We start from the raw sequence: 21,305 nt of genomic DNA, 5'->3' as shown, positions 1-21,305 counted from the left end.
TTATTCCTCAGCGCCAGCGCCCATTTTCTCGCCAATTTCGTGATTGTATTCAATCTTGTGCTCAACCACTTGGTCAAAGCTCATCACGATTTGGTGGTAAATCTGCGGCTCTACAGAAGAGAAGTACTCAACAGGCATATGGTCCTGTTTCAGAGCGATCGCTTTGTAGCCAGGATAAGTCAGCTCTTTGGAGCCGCTCTTAACCTTGGCAACCCAGGCTTCAAAGTCTTGGTCATTGGCAGTGGCAATGGCCTTGAACTTCATGCCGGAGAAGCCAGCACCGCTGTAGTTAGCAGAGATACCGTCATAAGTACCCGGGTGGTCGGCCTGCAAGTGAAGCTGAGTCGACATCCCCGCCATGGCGTAAATCTGGCCACCGAGCTGCGGAATGAAGAAGGAGTTCATGACAGTGCCGGAGGTGATCTCGAACTTCACCGGGGTACCGGGCGGGATCACCAGCTCATTCACGGAAGCGATGCCTTGCTTCGGATAAATGAACAGCCATTTCCAATCCAGAGATACGACTTGAACAGTCAGAGGTTGCTTGTCCGAATCCAGAGGACGATAGGGGTCGAACTCGTGGCTGGACTTCCAAGTGATCACGCCAAGGATGGCGATGATGACCAGAGGGATGGACCACACTGTTGCCTCAAGAGCATTAGAGTGAGACCACATAGGGGTATAAGTAGCCTTGGTGTTGGATGCGCGATAACGCCAAGCAAAGAGCACAGTCATGATGATGACGGGCACAACCACGATCAGCATCAGGATGAAGGCGGTAACGATCAACGACCATTCGCCCTGCCCTACCGGGCCCTTGGAGTTCATCAGAACCATATCGTCACACCCAGCCAACAAAAAGGCCGCTCCCAGGGAGAGCACCTTAGTAAGACTGGTTAACCACTTACTTTTCATATCATAACCTCACCTCAAAATGACTGCCTCGAGGAACATAAGAGCTCGCTACAGGGGACTTGCGTTGTAATTGTTAGCCGCGGAATGTACCAAGAAAAACCCCACCATTTCCAGTGAAAAACACCCCGTTCAACCCGCGTGGGGAACAAAACACCTTTTCGTACGGTCTTGCCTTACATTCCGTTAAAAGTTATTGACTTCATTTGACAAAAAGCCAGGTATCAGACCGTTTACCCGGCATGACCTTGCTTGTATTAGCAAGCGACTCTGGCACACTCTTTCTTTTGTTTTCCCGAGGGATATATGAGAGTAGCAGTTGCCCCTAACGGGCCTGAGTTGTCGAACATTGTAGCTGGCATGTGGCGTTTGGCCGACTGGCAGCTCAATATTCAAGCTCGCATTCGTTTTATAGAGGAGGCACTGGCATTAGGGATCAGCTCCTTTGACCATGCAGATATTTACGGTGACTACCGCTGTGAACAACTGTTCGGGGAAGCGCTGAAGGTTGCCCCTCATCTTAAGGCGCAAATCCAGCTTGTCTCCAAGTGCGGTATTAAGCTGACAAGCGACAATCACCCCTATCAGCTTAATCATTATGATACTTCCGCGGCTTATGTCCGTGCCCAGGTTGACGCCTCTTTAGCCAATCTGGGTGTCGAGCAGCTCGACCTTCTTCTTATTCATCGCCCTGATTATCTGATGGACGCTGCCGCCCTCGCAGGCACCTTCAGGGAACTGCAAAAAGAAGGAAAAGTGGCGCACTTTGGGGTATCCAACCACAGCGCCGCCCAGTTTGCGCTGCTTGATGACCAGTTCCCACTGGTAACCAACCAACTAGAACTGTCAGTCCTTGAACACCAATCCTTGGACGACGGCACCCTTAGCCAATGCCAGAGCAAGTGCATCAGGCCCATGGCTTGGTCACCCCTTGGCGGCGGCAGGCTATTTAGTGGCCAAGACCCGGCGGCCCTTCGGGTGCGGGCCGTGCTTGAAGACCTCGCCAAAGAGTACAGCTGTAGCCTAGCTACCATCGCCTACGCCTGGATACTGCGCCACCCCAGCAGGCCGCTGCCTATTACCGGCTCAGGTCGCATTGCAGCGCTAAAAGAAGCAACAGCCGCCCTTGAGGTGAGGCTGAGTAACGAGCAGTGGTATCGGTTATGGGTGGCCTGTCGCGGTCACGATGTCCCCTGAGCAAGGTTTCAGCATTACCGTGTTTCGGCATTAAGAAGCTTTGTTATCATGACGGCTTGGTCGCCGTTAACGGTAGCCCGCGCTTCAAAATGCGAGGTTATTGGGTCGCTTACCACTTAACGCAGATAATGACCGGCTAACGTCAACTGTCGTTGCCGTGAAGCAAAAGCACATTAAACTAAAGTCTCACTGACAAAATGCCAATTATTCATAAACTGGCGAGACACAATACTAAGAAGGAAATCCACTATGACATCCTGGTTGAAACGCACACTGGTGACCGTGTCACTGGCAGTCAGCCTGCCTGTAGCCGCGGCCAACTACACCATCGGTACCGGCAGTCAGAGCGGCACTTACTACCCCTTCGGCGGCATGCTGGCCAAGGTGTGGAGTGAAAACATCAAAGATTTCAACATGCGCGCCGAAGTTACCGCCGCTTCTGTTGAAAACATCATTAAAGTGGCTTCTGGCCAACAATTGGCCGGTATCGCCATGGGCGACTCCGTGCTGGCCGCGATGAAAGGCGAAGCGCCTTTCCGCCGCCCCATGGACGTTAGCGTCCTGTTCGCCCTGTACCCCAACGTGGTGCAGTTCATTGTTCCTGCCAACTCCAGCATCAAGTCCGTTGAAGACCTCAAAGGCAAAAAAGTGTCTGTTGGCGCCCCAGGTTCCGGTACCCGCGTAGGTTCTACCGCCATCCTCAAAGCCCTTGGCATCAATGAAGGCGACTTCAAAGCCCAGAGCCTGAACTACACCGCCACCACCGAAGCGCTGGCCAACGGTCAAATTGACGCTGGCGTTATCATCGGCAGCGCTGGCGTCGGTGCCATCACCGAGCTGGCCCTGACCCGCGACGTCCGCGTGCTGTCTTTCAGTAAAGACGAGTTGGACAAGATCCACGCTGCCCTGCCCGCCTATGCTGGCATGGACATTCCCGCCGAAACCTACAACAAGGTACCGGCCTTCACAGCCCCTGCCGTGTGGAACGTGCTGGTCGTGAAAAAGGATCTGGACCCGAAACTGGCCAGCGAAATGGTGAAGACTGCTTTTGCTAACATGGACAAAATCAAAAACGTCATCGCCGATGCCAAAAACACCACCGTTGCTAACATGGAACGTCTCGAAGGTGCGCCCCTGCACCCAAGCAGCCTGGCTTATTACAATGAGATGAAAGGCAAATAAGCCCCATGCAACAACAAGAAGTCGCAAAAGAACCCGTCAAGCTTGGCGGGTTCGATTATTTAATCGGGGCTATTGCGATAGCCCTTACTGTTTTCCAGATTTGGCATGGCCTGGCTGCAGAACTCTCCGCGCCGGTGTTCCTGCCCATCCACTTGAGCTGGGTGCTGGTCCTCATTTTCCTGGTCAAACCCACCTTCAAGAAAGACGGTTCCCCCAACGGTCTCTATCTTTTGGGTCGCGGACTCGATTTTATCTGCGCCCTTATCGCGGTTTGGGCAGGCTATCGCCTGTCGCACTTTGATTATGACGACTTGAGCTTCCTGCTGGACGGCCTGGGTAACGTGGATCTCTACACCGGCACCGTGCTAATCGTGCTGCTGCTGGAGGCCACGCGCCGCACCGTGGGCTGGGTGATGAGCCTGATCGCCATCCTGTTTCTCGCCTATGGCCTGTGGGGCAACCTGCTACCAGACGAATTTGCCAGCAAAGGTTTTGATTTGCAGGAGCTTATTCGCTTCCACATCTTCTCAACCAATGGCGTCTTCGGCGCTCCGCTGGCTATCTCCGCCGGCGTGGTATTCGTGTTCGTGTTGTTCGGTGCCCTGCTCCAGGTAACCGGCGCTGGCCAGTTCTTTATCGACTGCGCTTTCGCCATTGCCGGCCGTTATCGCGGTGGCCCGGCCAAAGCCTCGGTACTGGCCTCGGCGGCTCTTGGCTCTATCTCGGGTTCAGCCATCGCCAACACCGTGACCACCGGCGCTCTTACCATCCCGATGATGAAAAAGCTCGGCTACAAGCCTGAGCAAGCCGCAGGTATTGAGGCGGCAGCCTCCACCGGTGGCCAAATCATGCCGCCGGTCATGGGGGCGGGTGCCTTCGTGATGGCGCAATTTACCGGTCTGCCCTACTCCGAGATCCTCTTGGTCTCCATCGCGCCGGCCATCCTGTACTTCTTCTGTACCTTGCTGTATGTGCACCTGATGGCCTGCAAGCTCGGCCTCAAGGGCATGGACAACGTCGAGAAAGTACGGGTAGTGGTAAAACAAGGCTGGCATTACTTGGTGCCGCTGGTGCTTATCACTGTGCTGCTCTTGATGAGCTACTCACCGGTACTGGTGGGCCTGGCAGGCTGTTTGGCCATTGTGCTGGCCGCCTTTAGCCGCCGCAAAACCTGGGTGAAGTTCTCAGCACTGCTCGAAGGCTTGCGTGACGGCGCCTTGATGATATTGCCCATCAGCGCCGCCTGCGCTACCGCCGGCCTGGTGGTGGGAGTGGTTGGCCAAACCGGTATTGGCCTGCAATTTACCCAAGCGCTGCTGGCCCTGTCCGGTGGCTACCTGTGGGGCGCCTTCATCCTCATCGCCATTGCCGCTGTGGTGCTGGGTATGGGTTTGCCGGTAACCGCGGCCTACATCGTACTGTCAGTGATGGCAGTGCCTGCCCTGAACGAGTTCGGCCTGCCGGTACTGACCGCGCACCTTATCGTGTTCTGGCTGTCGCAAACCTCTAACGTGACACCGCCTATCGCTCTGGCGGCCTTTGCTGGCGCCGGTATTGCTGGTGCGTCGCCGATGAAGTCATCCGTGCAAGCCTTCAAGCTCGCCTTTGGCTTTTTCATCATCCCGCTGATGATGGCCTACTCCGGGCTGCTTTGGCGCGCCGATGAAACCGCCTTTGACTTCACCGTGGCCATTCTGGCGACCATTGGCCTTATCATCTCCTTTGCCTGCGGCGTGGAAGGCCGTCTGGTCAATCGCCTGAGCCCGATGCTGCGGGTGGTCTTGCTGGCCATTGCCTGCCTGATGCTGGTGCACAACCCGGTGCTGCGTATCAGCGCCCTGGTGGCCCTGGCTGGCATCATGTTTTGGGACTGGAAAAAGGGTAAAGCTGACGATTAATCAGCGGTTTAAGATAAAAATACCGGGCCTAGCCCGGTATTTTTTTATCCTGCACTCAATGGCCCTTGCCGGTAATGCCAGCCGCCCTTGTTTTGCTCAAAGAGCAGCTGATGGGTGATACCCACTGGCATGTCTTCGTCGTGGTGGCTAACCAGCAGCAACTGGCTTTCCCCTTTGGCCATCAGCAGACTCAAAAAGCCGTTGATTTGCTGACGGTGCCCTTCATCAATGCCCTGGTAAGGCTCGTCGAGAATAAGCAGCGGCGGGTGTTTGACCATGGCTCTGGCGATAAGCAGCAAGCGCTGCTCTCCATAAGAGAGTGATAAAAAAGCGCTGCCCGCTTTATGCGCCATGCCAACAATGCCAAGCCAACGCGCCGCCAACTGCCGCAGGTTGTCGCCGGCGCTTTGGTAAAGGCCAATGGAGTCAAAATACCCCGACAGCACCACCTCAAGGGCGCTGCAATTGACCCGGTAGGCGCCGTGCAGCGCTGGCGACACCAGCCCTTGCTGCTGGCGAATATCCCATAAGGTCTCCCCGGAGCCGCGTTTTTTGCCAAAAAGGTACACCTCGTTACTAAAACCCTGGGGGTTATCGCCGGTCAGCACCGACAGCAACGTGGATTTACCGGCGCCATTGGGCCCGGCAATTTGCCAGTGCTGGCCCGGCGCCAAGGTCCAGCTCAGGCCGTCGATAATAAGATTGTCCTGGTAGCTCACCTTGAGGTTGTCGACTTTCAGCAGCGGCCGGCTCACCTCAGGCAAGGCTTTAGGGGCCGGTGGCAACTCGGGCAGCACCTGTTGCTGGCGCTCGCCAAGCAGCGCCTCTTTGTCGCTAAGGCGCGTCAACACGCAGCGCTCCATCAGTGCCACCTGGGGGCAAAAATCCGGCACTTCGTCCAGGCGGCTTAGGGCCAAAACCAGGGTGGCGCCTTGGCCAATAAGCATTTTAAGCTCACGCATCAGCGCCTGGCGCGCGCCCTTATCCAGGCCGCTAAAGGGCTCGTCCAGCAGTAACAGCGGCGGCTCGTTCAGCAACGCTTTGATAAGCAGCAGCTTTCGCCCTTCGCCGCTGGAGAGCACGGTAAAGGGCCGCTCCAGCGCATGACCCAGGCCAAAGGCGTCAATCAGGGCCAGGGCTTTTGGCGCCAAGGTAGCGCCCAGCAGGGTGCGGGCACTGGGCACCAGCGCTTCGTCGTCTTTCACTAAATCGGTGTTAGCGTCTTTAAAGGCCTGATCCCACAGCGCCAGTTGCCGGTCCATGGACACCAGAGCGTCGCTCTTGGGGCCGGTTCGCTCCCCGGCGAGCAGCGCTAATTCCCCGGCGATGGCCCGCAGCAGCAGCGATTTACCGGCGCCGTTGCCGCCGGTGACGGCAAGGCAGCCGCCCTTTTCCAAGCTCAAGGCTTGCACCTCGAGGCTCAGCTCTTGGGTTACCCGAAACCGGGCCTCTTTGATACTCCACATACAGCGGCTCCCTGGGTCAAAAAAGGCGCCCTTGGGCGCCTTTTTGTTTTTGTCACAAAGCCGTTATTGGCGCAAGGGTGCTCAGACCCGTTCCAACAGCATGGCAATGCCCTGCCCCACGCCAATGCACATGGTGCAAAGGGCGTAGCGCTCACCGCTGCGGTGCAGTTGGCGAGTGGCGGTCAGCACCAGGCGGGCACCGCTCATGCCTAAAGGATGGCCGATGGCAATGGCGCCGCCGTTGGGGTTGACCCTGGCATCGTCGTCTTTGAGGCCAAGTTCGCGCAGTACCGCCAGGCCCTGGGCGGCAAAGGCTTCGTTGAGCTCGATAACGCCAATCTCATCAAGGCTGATGCCGGTCTGGGCCAGCAGTTTTTTCACCGCCGGCACCGGGCCAATGCCCATCACCCGGGGCGGCACCCCGGCGGTGGCCATGGCCACGATACGCGCTTTGGGGGTCAGGCCATGGCGCTCGGCAGCGGCCTTGGAGGCAACGATAAGGGCGGCGGCGCCGTCGTTGACGCCCGATGCGTTACCTGCGGTAACCGAGCCGCTGCCGTCTGGCTTGAACGGCGCCTTGAGGGCGTTAAGGGCTTCGAGGGTGGTGTCCGGGCGCAGGTGCTCGTCGGCACTGAATTCGAGGGTTTTACCACGGCCAAGGGCGACGGTTACCGGCATAATCTCTTCGGCCAAAATGCCCTCTTGCTGGGCTTTGGCGGCCTTTTGCTGGCTGGCAAAAGCAAAGAGATCTTGGTCTTCACGGCTGACGTTAAAATCATCTGCCACGTTTTCGGCGGTTTCCGGCATGGCGTCCACTCCGTACTGGGCCTTCATGCGCGGGTTGATAAAGCGCCAGCCAATGGTGGTGTCGTAAAGGCCGTTAGGCTCGCGGCTAAAGGCCTTCTCGGCTTTGCCCATGACAAAAGGCGCGCGAGACATGGATTCGACACCGCCGGCCAAAACCAGCTGCTGCTCGCCGCTTTTGATGGCGCGGGCGGCAATGCCGATGGCGTCCATCCCCGAGCCACAAAGGCGGTTGACGGTGGTGCCGGGGACCGATTCGGGCAGCCCGGCCAGCAGCGCCGACATCCGGGCGACGTTGCGGTTGTCTTCACCGGCTTGGTTGGCGCAGCCAAACACCACGTCGTCGATGGCCTCAGGGGCCAGCTTGGGGTTATTTTCCAGCAGGAATTTGAGCACCATGGCCCCCAAATCATCGGGGCGAACCGGTGCCAAGGCGCCACCGAAGCGGCCCACGGGGGTACGGATACCGTCGCAGATATATGCATCAGTCATAACATGCTACCGAGTTGAAGGGGCCGGGCGGCTGCCCGGCCCGAAATATCAGGCTTTGCCTTTTTTAAGCGACTGCCAGTAACGGAAGCCGGCAAAACCCAGGGAAAGCAGCGTCAGAGCCAGGAAGAACCAGTCGATGGGGCTGCGGAAGAAGACACTGGCTTCGCCCTTGCCAATCAGGATGGTGCGGCGCAGGTTGTCCTCGAACATGGGGCCGAGGATAAAGCCAATCAAAAACGGCGCGGCGGCAATACCGGTGCGGTTGAAGATGAAACCAACAATGCCGAACAGCAGCATGATGCTGATATCAAAGGTGTTGTTGTTGACCGCATAGGCGCCGTAGATACAGAACATCAGCACCACCGGGAACAGCACCGCCTTGGGAATGTCGGCGATGAGCGAAAAGTAGCGGATGGCCACCTTACCGGTGATAAAGAGCACCACAGAGCTCAGCATGATGCCGCAGAACAAGGCATAGATGAGGTTGATGTTTTCCTGGAACATCAGCGGGCCCGGCGTCAAACCGTGCAGCATAAAGGCGCCGAGGATGATGGCGGTGATCACATCCCCAGGAATGCCAAGAGACAGCAGCGGGATGAGGGTCGCACCGGCCACGGCGTTGTTGCCCGACTCGGCTGCCGCCACCCCTTCAATTTCCCCTTTGCCGAAGTTGTCTTTGCGCGGCGAGGTGCGGCGCGCTTCGGAGTAGGAAATAAAGGACGCAGCAGTGGCGCCGGTGCCGGGTATGGCGCCGATAATCACGCCGATAACCGAGCCTCGGATGATGGTCTTTAGCGACTGTTTAAGCTCGCCCAACGTCACAGAGGCGCCTTTGGCGGCGGACTGGATATGGGGCTTGGCCTTGGTCAGGTAGAAATCGAGGATCTCCGGGATGGCAAACAGACCAATCAGCAGCGGCACGAAGTTGACCTTGTCCATCAAATCGAAGTTATCGAAGGTCAGGCGCTGGGTGCCGTACACCGCATCGAGGCCAATGGTGGACACGATGATGCCAAAGGCGGCAGCGATAAGGCCCTTAAGAATGGAGTTGCCGGACACCGAAATGATGATGGTCAAGCTAAAGCAGATCAGCCAAAAATACTCCGGCGGGCCGAAGCTCAGGGCGATCTTCGCCAGGTAACCGGCCAAGAAAATCAAGGACAGGTTGGAGATGAAGTCGGCGATGCAAGAGGCATAAAGAGCCATTTGCAGGGCCTTTTTGGCCTGGCCTTGCTGGGCCAGCGGATAGCCGTCAAGCAAGGTACAGGCCGAGGCTGGCGAGCCGGGGGTTCGAATCAAAATAGCGGTAATGGAGCCGCCGTACATGCCCCCTTTGTAGATCCCCACCAGCAGCAAAATGGCGGTGATGGGTTCCATGGCAAAGGTAAAGGGCAGCGCCAGGGCGACAGCCATGGTGGCGGTAAGGCCAGGAATGGCACCGATGATAACGCCGATAAGCACGCCAACGGCGATCATCAGCAGGTTGTTCCAGCTCAGAAAAAGGCTGAGCACCTCGTGAAAGTTTTCCATCCGATACGTCTCAAGTGTGTTTCAGGGCGAGCCAGCTACGGCTCGTCGCGTCCTTGCATCGGATCACCACAGGTCACCGCTGGGCAATGGCACATTCAAGCCACTGATAAAGGCCCAGCAAACGGCCAGTGGGAACAGCACAGCAAATACGTACAGCAAAGGGTGTCGCACCTTAAGGGCGGCAAAGAGCAATAAGGTGGCGGCAACCCCGCTGACCATGGCACCAAGCCATTGAAAGCCGAAGCCGTAAACCACCAGGGCCACAAAGATGCTGGCGTACTGGGCAAAGGGAACGTCTTTTAACAGGCGCTCCTGGCTGTTACCTACCTGGCGGGTCAAGCCGCTGAGGATAAGGCCCAGGCTCAGTACCAGCACTATCCAGCCCATCACCTCGGGTAAGAAGCGGGGGGAAAGCAGCGGGTGCTGCATGTAACCGGGTTGCTCGATGTAGTTGGGCACCAGCTCCCACAGGAACACGGCCGATGCCACCAGAAACACCATGCCCAAAAGGACATCGACGTTAAAATGCAGGGAGCGGGATTTGGGTTGGGTCATGGAAAGGCTTTCCATCGGTCTTCTCCTCGGGCGGGGTTGCCCCCGCCCTTGGTCTATCAGTTGCGGCGGATGCCGGCTTCTTCAGCCACGGCGGCCCACTTCTTCACGTCTTTGGCTACGAATTCCTTGAAGGCCTCGCCTTGTTCGGTGGCAGGTTCGGCACCGATCTGCGGCAGGAACTGCTTGAATGCGTCGCTGGCCATAACTTTGTTGAGGGCGGCTTGCAATTTGGTTACCGCTTCATCAGACATCTTCTTGTTGGCAATCAAGCCGAACCAAGCGGAGGTTTGATAATCGGCAAGACCCAAGTCTTTACCCGCGTCCGCGATGGTAGGTACGCCAGGCAGGTAAGGAGAGGGGTGAGCGGTGGTTACCGCCAGGGCCTTGAGCTGGCCGCCTTTAATGGAGGGCAGCACCGAGGGCAGGTTTTCAAAGGACAGGTCTACGTCGCCGGAAATAAGAGCCGGCAGCGCTTCACCGGAGCCACGGAACGGTACATGCACCATTTTGCCGTGGATCATGCTTTTAAAGAGCTCGCCGGACATGTGGATGGAGCTACCCACGCCGGAGGAGCTAAAGGCCATACCGTCTTTCTCGCGGGCCGCCTTAACCACATCCGCCACGCTGTTGAAGGGGCTGTTGGCCGGTACTACCAGCACGTTGGGAATGTTGATGACGTTACGGATAAAACGGAAGTCGTTCACCGGATCGTAGCGCAGGCCAGGATAAATGGCGGCGCCGATGGTATGGCCCGGTGAGGCCATCAGGATGCGGTAGTTAGGGTCGCGGGCCCGGGTCAGTTGCGCGGTGGCAACGGTGGAGCCGGCGCCGGGGCGGTTTTCAACGACAACCGGTTTGCCCAGTTCCCCTTGCAGCAGGTCGGCAACGCGGCGCGACAGGATGTCGGTGGTGCCGCCGGCGGCGTAAGGCACCACCAGGGTAATGTTTTCCTGCGGCCAGTCTCCTGCCGCGCTGGCAGATGACGTAAAGGAGAGCGCAGCGGCGGCGCCCATGGCAAACAATGCCCCCACAAATGTGCGTTTTTTCATCGTTATCACCTCTGGTTCGATTATCGAACTTTTGTTCGTAAATGCTGACAATTAGACTCTTGCATGAAAGTGCAAGCCGATCAAGCCAGTTACGACTAAAGGCTATGGCAATTTGCATTTTACGGAAGCGTAAATAGGCTAACACCCTGTAACTCGGTGCCTTTAGTACAGATCCGTCCAGTTCCGGCCACAAAACCCCCTGCAAAGTCCCTTGACAAGGCCTTAAGGCAGCTCTTACGCTTTTCATTAATCGAACATATGTGCGATATACGAACATAGAGGAAATCATGGCTCAGCACTTGACCTTAACGGAAGCCATCAGTCGTTATGTTCTGCCCGGCAGTACAGTGGCGATGGAAGGCTTTACCCACCTTATCCCCTTCGCGGCAGGACACGAGATCATCCGTCAGGGGATCACCGGCCTGACCCTTATTCGCATGACCCCGGACCTTATCTATGACCAGCTCATCGGTATGGGCTGTGTCGACAAGATGATGTTCTCTTGGGGCGGCAACCCCGGGGTGGGTTCCCTGCACCGCTTTCGCGATGCCTTCGAGAACCAAAACCCCAAGCCGCTTGCCATAGAAGAGCACGCCCACGCCGCCATGGCCAACGCCTATGCGGCCGGCGCCAGCGGCCTGCCGGTCGCCATTTTTGACGGCTACCAGGGCACCTCTTATGCCAGCGTCAATCCCAACATCAAGTCGGTCACCTGCCCTTTTACCGGCAAGGTGCTGGCGGCAGTGCCAGCCATCAACCCGGACGTGGCCATCATTCACGCCCAAAAGGCCGATAAGGAAGGCAATGTCTGGCTCAAAGACATCGTCGGGGTGCAAAAAGAAGCGGTGCTGGCAGCCAAGGTAGCCATTGTCACCGTTGAAGAGATTGTCGAGAGCGTTGATGACAGCCAGGGCGGCACCATCATCCCGTCCTGGGTGATTGAAGCGGTGTGCTGCGTGCCCATGGGCGCCTTCCCTTCTTATGCCAGCGGCTATTACCCCCGCAACAACCGCTTTTATATCAAGTGGGATGCCATAGCGCGGGACTACGACACCTTCAGCGCCTGGATGCAGCAATACGTGCTGGACTCCAAGGACCATCAGCAATTCATGGATAAACTGCGCGAGGCCGATTATGTCTGAGGCGAGCTACAGCTCTTCTGAAATGATGACGGTGGCGGCATCTCGGATGCTGGCCGAAGACGATGTCTGCTTTGTCGGTATCGGCCTGCCAAGCGCGGCCGCCAACATGGCGCGGCTCGGCCACGCCCGTAACATCAAACTGATTTATGAAAGCGGCACCTTAGACACCAAGCCGCAGGTGCTGCCGCTGTCCATCGGTGACGGCGAACTGGCCGATACCGCCAAAGGCGTGGTGTCGGTGCCGGAGATGTTCCGCTACTGGCTGCAGGGCGGCAAAATTCGCACCGGCTTCTTGGGCGCCGCCCAGATTGACCGCTTTGCCAACATCAACACCACCGTCATTGGCGACTACGCCAATCCCAAGGTGCGCCTGCCTGGCGCTGGCGGCGCGCCGGAGATAGCCTCCCACTGCCAGCGGGTGCTTATTACCCTCAAGCATTCCAACCGCGCTTTTGTTGAAAAGCTCGATTTCATTACCTCGGTGGGCTTTCTCGATGGCGGCGACAGCCGTGAAAAACTGGGGCTACCCGGCAAGGGCCCGGCCATGGTGATAACCGATTTAGGGATATTGGAGCCAGATCCTGTCAGCCGCGAGCTGACCCTAACCTCGGTACACCCCGGGGTGAGCGTCGAGCAGGTGGTCGCAGCCACCGGTTGGCCGCTAAAAGTGGCAGACAAGGTGGCCACCACCCCTGCCCCGACCGAGCAGGAGCTGGCCATATTGCGGGATCTGAATGCCCGGACCCAGGCCGCTTACAACTGAACAATCACGGCAGCGATGCCGTGATTTTTTTTGCGGTTTCTTCCAGTAACGGTACAAATTCGGCGATCAGCTTTTCTTTCGAGACCTTGGACACATGGGTACTGACATTCAACGCAAAACGGACATTGTGATGGCGGTCAAACACCGGCACCGCTACCGAGCGCAGCCCCAGTTCCAGTTGCTGATCGTTAATGGCGTAGCCTTGCTGGCGCACCTTATCCACCTCTTCACGAAGCTGGCTGGCTTCAGTCAGGGTGTAAGGGGTAAGAGCCTCAAAGGGCGCCTCGGCCAGGAAGATGTCGAGGTGTTCCTGAGGCATGGCAGCCAGCAGCACCCGGCCCATAGACGTGGCATAAGCCGGCAGCTTGGCGCCAATTTGCAGGTTGATGGGCAGCAGACCCCGCACCGGCACCCGGGCAATGTAGACGATGTTCTGGCCGTCCAGTACCGAGGCCGAGCACGACTCGCCAAGCTTCAAGGTCACCTCTTCCATGTAGCGGGTAATGACGCCGCCAAAGTTGAGGGTCGACAAGTAGCTGTAGCCCAGATCCAGCACCCGGGCGGTGAGGCGGAACTGTTTGCCGTCACTGCTCACGTAACCGAGCTTTTGCAAGGTCAGCAAGAAGCGGCGGGCCGAGGCGCGGGAGAGATCGTTCTTCTTGGCCACCTCGGTCAGGGTCATGGCCGGGGTTTGGGCATCGAAGGATTTAATAACCTCCAAGCCACGGGCAAAGGTGGCCAGAAAGTCTTTGTCTACGGTGTCGTTTTTTTGCTGCTCTGCCATGGCTTTTTATTGAATACCGAACATTTGGTTCGAATATCGCACATGATGGTCCCATCGCCAAGTTTCTTCAGGAGTTAATCTATGTCTTCAGCCCCTTATGTCCTTGTTACCGGCGGTGCCCGCAATATCGGCCAAGCCATCAGCCTACGCCTGCAACAAGAGGGCTATCAGGTGATAGTACTGGACATCAACCCCCCCGAGGCCCGCTCCCTGACCCACCACTACCAGATTGATTTAAGTGACGGCAAAGCCACCACTACCCTGGTTAAGGCCCTGGCCGAGGAGTTTGCCATCACCCGGTTGGTAAATAACGTGGGTCTGGTAAAACCGGCCTTGATGGAAGAGGTCAGCGAAGCAGACTTTTTGCAGCTGATGCACCTCAATACCCTGTGTGCGCTGCACTGCGTGCAGGCGCTGAGCCCGGTCATGAAGGCCAAGGGCTTTGGCCGCATTGTCAACAACTGCAGCCGGGTGGTACTGGGGAAAACCGAGCGCAGCGCCTACAGCGCCAGCAAGGGCGCCTTGTTGGCCATGGCCCGCACCTGGGCCTTGGAGCTAGCGCCATTTGGCATCACGGTGAACAACGTCGCCCCTGGCCCCATCGCCACCGGCGCCTTTTGGGAAAACAACCCCCCCGGCAGCCCCCAGGCGGAGAAAATCGTCAACAACATTCCGGTCGGCCGCATGGGCCAGCCAGAAGATGTGGCCCACGCCATGAGCTTTTTCCTCGACGAGCGTTCCGGCTTTATCACCGGCCAGACCCTCTATGTGTGCGGCGGTGTTACCACCGGGCTGGCACCGGTATGACCGAAGGGGCCCGCACCCTGATCACACTGTTGATGTCCACCGGTCTAACCCTGGCGGTGGCGCATCTCTTTTTGCCCATTCCTCTTTATTGGGGGGCCTTGCCGCTGTGGCTGGCCGCCCTTATCCAGTTGCCGAGGTTGTCGGCGCTGCTGAGAAATCAGGTGCTGCTGCTGAGCCTTTGTGGCCTGGCACCCATGTCCATGGTGCTGTACATGGGCAAGGCGGTGGAGTGGCAGCGGGCCCTGGCCATCAACATGCCGCTGATTTGCATCATCATGGGCGCCGGCATGCTCAAGCTGGTGTGCCTGCCCCCCAAGGGCAAGGAAGGCAAGCTGGCCCAGGGGCCAAGGGCACTGTGGCAAACCCTGCTTGGGGTGCACGCCTTTTCAGCGGCCATCAATATGTCGGCACTCTATATCGCCGGTGACCGTTTAAGCGCCCACAAGCCGCTGACCCTCAACCAAGGCTCGCTGCTGGCCCGCGCCTTTACCACCAGCATGTTTTGGTCACCCTTGATGGCCGGCATGGCGCTGGCCCTGAGCTGGGCGCCGGGGGCCAGCCTTGGCAGCCTGATCCACTGGGGCCTGCCCCTTTCCTTGCTGATGATGGCCATCACCGTTTGGCAGATAAGGCTTAATGACAAAACCGAGTTCCTGGGTTTTAACGGTTTTCCGGTGTCGTTGGGGTCCTTGGCCATTCCCCTGGCGCTCACCTTGCTGGTGCTGACCATCAGCCATTTTGAGCCCACTCTTTCCATTCCGCTGTTGGTGTCGGGCGCGGCGCCCCTGATCACCTTGTTGATAAAGGGCCTGGGCGGCGGCCGCCAGGGGCTAGAAGACGTTGCCCGCCACGGGCGGCTGCAAATGCCAGCCATGGGCGGGGAGCTTTGCCTGTTCCTGGCGGCCGGGGTCTTTGCGGTGGGGCTTTCCAGCGCCTTTAACGCGCTGGGGGCCGGGCACATGGCGGTAACCCTCAATCATTGGCATACCGCCGCCATTTTGGTGGGGATAGTGGTACTTGCCTACCTGGGGCTGCACCCCATTGCCTCCATTGCCATCGCTGGTTCCTGGACCCAGGCGATGACGGTCGACCCCAACCTGCTGGCCTTTACCTATCTTGCCAGTTGGAGCATCGGTGTGGTGGCCAACCCCTTCTCCGGTACCATGCTGGCCATGGTGTCCCGCTATGGCCTGCCCTACCCGGCGTTGCGGCGCCATAACCTGCCCTTTGTGGCCGCCAGTCTGGCGCTTGCCATCGGCGCCATGATCTTTATCGCATAGGGCTGATTTTTATCAGGATATTGATAAGCTGGTGAGGTTGCCAGAAAGGACGCCTTGCCATGAACCACTTTTTCGAGCTCACCCTTACCACGGTTGCCGCCTTGCTGCCCATCATTAACCCCTTCAGCACGGCGGCGCTGTTCCTTGGCCTTACCGAAGGCGACTTGCCCAGTTGGCGCCGGCAACAGGCCAAGATGGGGGTGATTTACATGGTGGCCATCCTGGTGGTGTTCCTGCTGGCTGGGACGCTTATCATGAGTTTTTTCGGCATCTCCCTACCGGGGGTGCGCATCGCCGGGGGGATCTTGGTCGGCAGAGTAGCCATCGGCATGCTCTACCCTCGGGACGAGGGCTTTACCGATGCTGCCCACAAAGAAAACCGGCAGCGCAAGGACGTATCCTTCTTCCCGCTGGCCATGCCGAGCCTGGCCGGCCCCGGCGCCATTGCCGTCATCATTACCCTCGCGACCTTGGCCACTACCGTCACGCACTACCTGGCCATCATCCTTGGCGTGCTCATCATGGGGGTGATCACCTACCTGACCTTGCTGGCCTCCAATTTCATTACCCGTTGGCTGGGGGTAACCGGCATGCAGGCCCTGACCAAGATCATGGGCTTTTTGATCTTCTGTATCGCGGTGCAGTTTGTGGTGAACGGGGTAACGGACCCGGACCTGCTTGCCAAGATAAAATCGGGTCTGGGACTATAAAAAAGGCGCCTTGCGGCGCCTTTTTAGCTGTTGGGCGCTTCAAACTGAAGCTGGCCGTTTTGTACCGGTATGGTGTCGTCGGGGCGATGGGCCATACGCACCTTGCCTTGCTTACCATCCAGCTCATAAGTGACGTCGTAGCCCAGCAGCTTTTGCGAGCGGTCGTAGGCGGTGTGACACTTGCGGTCGGTGCGGGTGGTGAGGTCACCGTCTTGCATGTTTTTCTGCACCTGGTTACCGGCGTAACCACCGGCCGCCGCCCCGGCAACGGTGGCGATCTTTCGGCCATTACCGTCACCTATCTGGTGGCCCAGCACACCACCGACCACAGCACCAATCACCGAGCCGGCCACACGGTTCTCGTCCTGAACCGGTTTTCTGACGGTGGTGGTGACATCCTGGCACACCTGCCTTGGGGTGCTGATGTCTTTGGTGACCGCTTGCACGTCCAGCACCTTGGCATAGTCCTGGCCGTCGTTAAGGTTATATTCGGCGATGGCGCCGCCACCGGCGGCCAGAGCCACGCCCACGGCAATACCTGCAACCATGGATTTGTTCATTGTTCTCCCTCCTCTCCTCTTACAAGAGACCCGACCAACCTTAGGCACCCAACCCATTGCCAAGGCTGAACGCTGTGAAGAAAGCGGCCTTCTTTGCAGGTGCATTCAGATTGCAGGCAGAAACTGAGAGAAAACTGAATGGCTAGCGCCAGAGCTGCGGCAGCTGCAGCCAGGCATCTTCCAGTGCCCGTTGCTGCTCGGCCGCTTCGTCTTTGTCGTAGTAGGGTAAGTCCGCCACCCGACTCTCCAGCCCCGGCGCCGAGAAATCCGGCACCAGCGCCTTTAAAAAACGGGTGTAAGCCAGGGCCCTGACCGGCTGGTAGTACTCGCCGTTATTGGGGTCAGCGTAGGCGTTGGCCAGTACCGCCAACGCCATGAGGGCGCCTTGGTCGGCCGCGGCCTGAAAGTAGCTGATGGCTTTGGCCTGCAAGGCCGCCCAGTCGCGCCCTTCAAAGCGGGCCGAGTCAGCCTGATAACTCAGCATAAAGCCCTGCATCAGTTGGCCAAGGATAAACCCCTGGTCAGCCGAGGCGACTTTGAGCTGTTGAATAAAGGTTTTTTGCCGCCAGGCGGCTGGCAGCTCTTGGCAATGGGTCAGCCAGAGGCGCTCTTCTTCGGTTGCCTGGCTGGGAGGTAAGGCGCAGCGCTCCATACCTTCTGCCAGGCGGTACATGGCTTCGGCATCGATGTCCGGCCAGGCAGCAGCAGCGTCCAGCAGCTTGGTCACATCAAAGGCGTAATCAAAGGGCACCAAGCGCCCTTGCAAGATGGCGATGTTATCTGGCGGCGCACCCGCAGGCGCTGCCTCAATCTCACCCGCCGGGCGCTTAGGCTCAGCAAGGAGTGGCGGCGGCGAAGCTTGGGCGCTAGGTACAGGCGCCTTATCTTTAGGCGTTCCGGGCGGCGCCGGCTTGACTTGCCACCACCAGAGGCCAATAAGCAGCAATGCAACAACTAAGGCCAGCTTTTGCATATCAGCTGATCTCTTGCCAAAGATGGCAACGGGAGCAAGGGAAGAAAGGTGTCGGCAGCATCGGCTTAGCAGTAAAAATCCCAGCCACCAAGGCTGGGATTTTGTGTTATCGAACCAAGGCGCCGTCTTCGGCCGCAGGTAGCGGCTCGTCGACCAAGTCGTCCATAAAGGGGGTGTTGGCCAGCAAAAAATCGGCAAGGTGATAAAGGTCTGGCAAAACCTGGTGGAATTGCTGGCGCCCTCTTACCAAGGTTACGGCCACCCCTTTGGGGATGATCTCGGCCTTGAGGTCGTAACCCAGGGTAAAGAGCTGCAAGCGACCCTCACCGTCAAAGTGCTCGACCAGCCACTGGGCGCAGCGGCCCTTGGGGCTTTTTAGCCAGGCCGGGTGGCGCCAATCGCCGTAGCGCAGCATCAGCGCCACCCAGGGCAGCAGCAGCGCCAGCTGCACCAGAAAGGTAGAGAGGCTGTTGGTATCGGAAAAATCGTACCAGTGATGATCGGGTGACAGAATATGGTATTGCCAGGCGGTCAGGCCCTGGAACAGCAGTAGCAGCATCAAAGCCACCGCCAATGCCTGCCAGATACCGGGCAGCAGCACCGGGGCGCGGCGGGCATGGCTATACAGCCCAAGCCACAGCACTACCAGCATCACGGCAAAAAACGGATTGAAAGCCAAATTCGGAGCAAGCAGGGCGGACAGGGGATAGGCCCCCAACAGCAGTCCGTAACCTAAAAAGAGTACGGTTCTCATCATGATCAAGTCCTTGATGGTTAAGGCGCCTTCCTGGCGCCGAACGGATTTTATCTAAAAATTCCGGTTGGGGTAAAGATGAGCGAAGCAACAGGTGGGATACGAGCAGACGGCTGGCGCCCTGTATCAACCACTGCGGCTGTCCTTGCTCTTGGCTAAGAGTAGCTGACTTTCGTGCATAAAATCGGATGCTAATGGACCAAAATAGGACGCAACTTCCTCGAATCGCTCAATAAAACCTGCCTTATCATTGGCTTCCAGTAAGGCAATTACCTGATTGAGCTGCTCGCGAAAGCCTTTTATCACCCCAAGATGCTGGCTGTTGGACAGGATAATGTCTGCGTACAGCGAAGGGTCTTGGGCAAAAAGGCGCCCCACCATGGCCAGCTCCAAGCGGTAGATGGGCGAGCTCATGGTCAGCAATTTATTGAGGTCAGCGCCGCTGGCTTTGAGGTGCAGGCCATAGGCAAAGCTGTTGAAGTGTCGAAGCGCCTGGATAAAGCCCATGCTGGCATCGTGCTCGGCAGCGTCAACCGCCACCAGTTTGGCGCCCCACAGCCCCATTTGGGCAATGAGCCAGTCGTTGTCGCCCCGGCCCTGGCAATAGAGCACCACCTCTTTGGCAAAACTGGACACATCGGGCCCAAACATGGGATGCAGCCCAAGCACCGGCCCTGGGTGCTTTGCCAGCATCCAGCCGAGGGGCTGTTCCTTGATAGAGGTGAGATCCATCAAGGTGCAATGAGCTGGCAATGCTGGCAGCGCCTCGATAACCGCCTCGGTGACATTAATCGGCACGCTCAGGATGACAAGACCGGCATCGGCCAGCAGCTCGGTTGCCTGGTGCCAATCGTCTTTATCCAGCACCGACACCTGATAGCCCGAGGCGGTAAAGTATTCGGCAAAGCGCTTACCCAGGCGCCCTCGCCCACCCACCACCACGACCCGGCCAAGATCCGGGCGCAGGCACTTGCTGCCGGCCCCCACTTCCTGCTGGTAAGACTCGCGCATGCAGCGGCGCAGAATGTCTTCGATAAGGTCGGGGCTCAGGCCCCGTTTTTGCGCTTCTTCACGGCGGGAGGCCAGCATGCTGGCCTCCCTGTCCGGTGCGTAAATCGGCAGCCCATGCTCCCGCTTGACCTCACCGACTTCCCGCACCAGCGCCAGGCGCTGGTCGAGAAGATCGAGCAGCGCTTTGTCCACCGCATCGATGCGATTACGCAGATCCTCAAGCATCAGGACGCTACCTCTACCTGCTGCATGCCGCCGTGCAGCTCTTCCAAAAGGTGAGCGGTGGTGTCCCAGCCCATGCAGGCATCGGTAATCGACTGCCCGTAAACCAATGACTCACGCGGGCCACCGCTTTGGGCGCCTTCTACGAGGTTCGATTCGAGCATCACGCCCATGATGGCGCCGTTGCCGTTTTGGCGCTGACGCAACACATCCCTTGCCACCATCGGCTGACGACGGTGATCCTTGCCGGAATTTGCGTGAGAACAGTCAATCATAATGGCTTCGTTAAGGCCGGCTTTTTGCAAGCTTTGTAAAGCATCATTTACGGAGCTTTCATCGTAGTTCGGCGTGCTGCCGCCACGGAGGATCACGTGGCCATGCGGGTTGCCCTCGGTCTGAAGCACCGCCACCTGGCCGCTCTGGTTGATCCCCATGAAACAATGGGGCTGGGACGCGGCTTGTAAAGCGTTAATTGCGGTGGAAAGGCTGCCGTCGGTACCGTTTTTAAAGCCCACCGGCATCGACAAACCGGACGCCAGCTCCCGGTGGGTCTGGGATTCGGTAGTACGGGCCCCGATAGCTGACCAGGCAAAAAGCTCTGCTAAATACTGCGGGCTGATGGGGTCGAGAGCTTCGGTCGCCACCGGCATGCCCAGCTCCGCCAGCCAGACCAGCAATTCACGGGCCAGACGCAGGCCGGTTTCCAGCGCAAAGCTGCCGTCTAGGTGGGGATCGTTGATAAGGCCCTTCCAGCCAACCGTGGTGCGGGGCTTCTCAAAATACACCCGCATGACGATATAGAGCCGGTCCTGATATGCATCGTGAAGCGCCTTAAGACGGGTTGCGTAGGCCTTGGCCGCTTCGATGTCGTGGATAGAACAGGGGCCACAGACCACCAACAGGCGATCGTCTTGGCCGCAGATCACGTCGGCAATGGTCTGGCGGGCCTTGGCTATCTGGGCCAGGGCCTGTTCTGAGACCGCAATGGCGGCTTTCAATTCGGCGGGGGAAACCAGGACTTGTTCGCCACGGATATGAACGTTGTTAAGGGCATCTCTTTGCATTGTTTACACCTTGCTTAAACTTTTATTTACACAACAAGGCAAGGCTTCAATCGAAATCTGTATTGACTTTGGATAAAACCAGCCTACGCAACGACCCAGACACTACCATTGCAGCCCCTATTTTCCTAGCCCTTACCGCGATTTTATTGG

Annotated in this window: 20 protein-coding genes; 8 read left to right on the top strand and 12 right to left on the bottom strand. The window is 58.0% G+C overall.

Annotation, left to right across the window (positions count from 1 at the left end; translation table 11 throughout):
- Positions 1–915 carry a ubiquinol oxidase subunit II gene (gene cyoA / locus EDC28_RS08645; RefSeq protein ID WP_050658143.1) on the bottom strand — a complete coding sequence of 305 codons (915 nt, stop codon included), beginning with the start codon at positions 913–915 and terminating at the stop codon, positions 1–3.
- Positions 916–1,218: 303 nt separating this feature from the next.
- Here cyoA and EDC28_RS08640 point away from each other — a divergent pair, with 303 nt between their 5' ends.
- From EDC28_RS08640 to EDC28_RS08630, 3 genes are all read left to right on the top strand, one after another.
- Positions 1,219–2,109, top strand: a complete 891-nt coding sequence (locus tag EDC28_RS08640) for an aldo/keto reductase (RefSeq protein ID WP_123421335.1) — start codon at positions 1,219–1,221, stop codon at positions 2,107–2,109.
- A 249-nt stretch (positions 2,110–2,358) separates the two neighbouring features.
- Positions 2,359–3,291, top strand: coding sequence for a TAXI family TRAP transporter solute-binding subunit (locus EDC28_RS08635; RefSeq protein WP_123421334.1), 933 nt, complete (start codon positions 2,359–2,361; stop codon positions 3,289–3,291).
- Positions 3,292–3,296: 5 nt separating this feature from the next.
- Positions 3,297–5,189 carry a TRAP transporter permease gene (locus EDC28_RS08630; protein ID WP_083445782.1) on the top strand — a complete coding sequence of 631 codons (1,893 nt, stop codon included), beginning with the start codon at positions 3,297–3,299 and terminating at the stop codon, positions 5,187–5,189.
- Between the two features lie 44 nt (positions 5,190–5,233).
- On the opposite strand, the gene modF is transcribed toward EDC28_RS08630, so the two are convergent.
- From modF to EDC28_RS08605, 5 genes are all read right to left on the bottom strand, one after another.
- Positions 5,234–6,655, bottom strand: a complete 1,422-nt coding sequence (gene modF / locus EDC28_RS08625) for a molybdate ABC transporter ATP-binding protein ModF (RefSeq protein ID WP_123421333.1) — start codon at positions 6,653–6,655, stop codon at positions 5,234–5,236.
- Positions 6,656–6,736: 81 nt separating this feature from the next.
- Positions 6,737–7,951 (bottom strand): 3-oxoadipyl-CoA thiolase, encoded by a 1,215-nt coding sequence (gene pcaF / locus EDC28_RS08620; RefSeq protein WP_050658139.1) that lies wholly within the window; start codon positions 7,949–7,951, stop codon positions 6,737–6,739.
- A gap of 48 nt (positions 7,952–7,999) precedes the next feature.
- Positions 8,000–9,481 (bottom strand): tripartite tricarboxylate transporter permease, encoded by a 1,482-nt coding sequence (locus EDC28_RS08615; protein WP_050658138.1) that lies wholly within the window; start codon positions 9,479–9,481, stop codon positions 8,000–8,002.
- Between the two features lie 63 nt (positions 9,482–9,544).
- Entirely contained in the window at positions 9,545–10,051 is a 507-nt protein-coding gene (locus tag EDC28_RS08610; protein ID WP_123421332.1) for a tripartite tricarboxylate transporter TctB family protein, read from the bottom strand.
- A gap of 41 nt (positions 10,052–10,092) precedes the next feature.
- Positions 10,093–11,085, bottom strand: a complete 993-nt coding sequence (locus EDC28_RS08605; RefSeq protein WP_123421331.1) for a Bug family tripartite tricarboxylate transporter substrate binding protein — start codon at positions 11,083–11,085, stop codon at positions 10,093–10,095.
- A 287-nt stretch (positions 11,086–11,372) separates the two neighbouring features.
- Between EDC28_RS08605 and EDC28_RS08600 the strand changes: the two genes are divergently transcribed.
- Both EDC28_RS08600 and EDC28_RS08595 read left to right on the top strand, forming a co-directional pair.
- Positions 11,373–12,227, top strand: coding sequence for a CoA transferase subunit A (locus EDC28_RS08600; RefSeq protein WP_050658135.1), 855 nt, complete (start codon positions 11,373–11,375; stop codon positions 12,225–12,227).
- Positions 12,220–12,990, top strand: a complete 771-nt coding sequence (locus EDC28_RS08595; RefSeq protein WP_050658134.1) for a CoA-transferase subunit beta — start codon at positions 12,220–12,222, stop codon at positions 12,988–12,990. Before EDC28_RS08600 ends, EDC28_RS08595 begins: the two co-directional genes overlap by 8 nt.
- Positions 12,991–12,994: 4 nt before the next feature.
- On the opposite strand, the gene EDC28_RS08590 is transcribed toward EDC28_RS08595, so the two are convergent.
- Positions 12,995–13,774 carry an IclR family transcriptional regulator domain-containing protein gene (locus EDC28_RS08590; protein WP_050658133.1) on the bottom strand — a complete coding sequence of 260 codons (780 nt, stop codon included), beginning with the start codon at positions 13,772–13,774 and terminating at the stop codon, positions 12,995–12,997.
- Between the two features lie 81 nt (positions 13,775–13,855).
- On the opposite strand from EDC28_RS08590, the gene EDC28_RS08585 reads away from it, so the two are divergent.
- The 3 genes from EDC28_RS08585 to EDC28_RS08575 are packed head-to-tail and all read left to right on the top strand — an operon-like array spanning position 13,856 to position 16,571.
- Positions 13,856–14,581 (top strand): SDR family NAD(P)-dependent oxidoreductase, encoded by a 726-nt coding sequence (locus EDC28_RS08585; protein ID WP_050658132.1) that lies wholly within the window; start codon positions 13,856–13,858, stop codon positions 14,579–14,581.
- Positions 14,578–15,861, top strand: a complete 1,284-nt coding sequence (locus tag EDC28_RS08580; RefSeq protein ID WP_123421330.1) for a hypothetical protein — start codon at positions 14,578–14,580, stop codon at positions 15,859–15,861. The genes EDC28_RS08585 and EDC28_RS08580 overlap by 4 nt, the downstream gene beginning before the upstream one ends.
- A gap of 59 nt (positions 15,862–15,920) precedes the next feature.
- Entirely contained in the window at positions 15,921–16,571 is a 651-nt protein-coding gene (locus EDC28_RS08575; protein ID WP_050658130.1) for a MarC family NAAT transporter, read from the top strand.
- A gap of 23 nt (positions 16,572–16,594) precedes the next feature.
- Here EDC28_RS08575 and EDC28_RS08570 read toward each other — a convergent pair whose 3' ends face one another.
- The 5 genes from EDC28_RS08570 to EDC28_RS08550 all read right to left on the bottom strand — a co-directional run bounded on the left by EDC28_RS08570 (position 16,595) and on the right by EDC28_RS08550 (position 21,155).
- Positions 16,595–17,131, bottom strand: a complete 537-nt coding sequence (locus EDC28_RS08570) for a glycine zipper 2TM domain-containing protein (protein ID WP_123421329.1) — start codon at positions 17,129–17,131, stop codon at positions 16,595–16,597.
- Positions 17,132–17,273: 142 nt separating this feature from the next.
- Entirely contained in the window at positions 17,274–17,882 is a 609-nt protein-coding gene (locus EDC28_RS08565) for a hypothetical protein (protein WP_211355728.1), read from the bottom strand.
- A gap of 328 nt (positions 17,883–18,210) precedes the next feature.
- Positions 18,211–18,861: a hypothetical protein gene (locus tag EDC28_RS08560; protein ID WP_123421327.1), complete on the bottom strand. Its 651-nt coding sequence runs from the start codon at positions 18,859–18,861 to the stop codon at positions 18,211–18,213.
- Between the two features lie 123 nt (positions 18,862–18,984).
- Positions 18,985–20,094 (bottom strand): bifunctional chorismate mutase/prephenate dehydrogenase, encoded by a 1,110-nt coding sequence (gene tyrA, locus EDC28_RS08555; RefSeq protein ID WP_123421326.1) that lies wholly within the window; start codon positions 20,092–20,094, stop codon positions 18,985–18,987.
- Positions 20,094–21,155, bottom strand: coding sequence for a 3-deoxy-7-phosphoheptulonate synthase (locus tag EDC28_RS08550; RefSeq protein WP_050658125.1), 1,062 nt, complete (start codon positions 21,153–21,155; stop codon positions 20,094–20,096). Before EDC28_RS08550 ends, tyrA begins: the two co-directional genes overlap by 1 nt.
- Positions 21,156–21,305: the final 150 nt, after the last annotated feature.

Origin of the sequence: Gallaecimonas pentaromativorans, assembly GCF_003751625.1 — a bacterium.
Classification (GTDB): Bacteria; Pseudomonadota; Gammaproteobacteria; order Enterobacterales; family Gallaecimonadaceae; genus Gallaecimonas; species Gallaecimonas pentaromativorans.
This window is presented reverse-complemented; position numbering and strand designations above follow the sequence as displayed.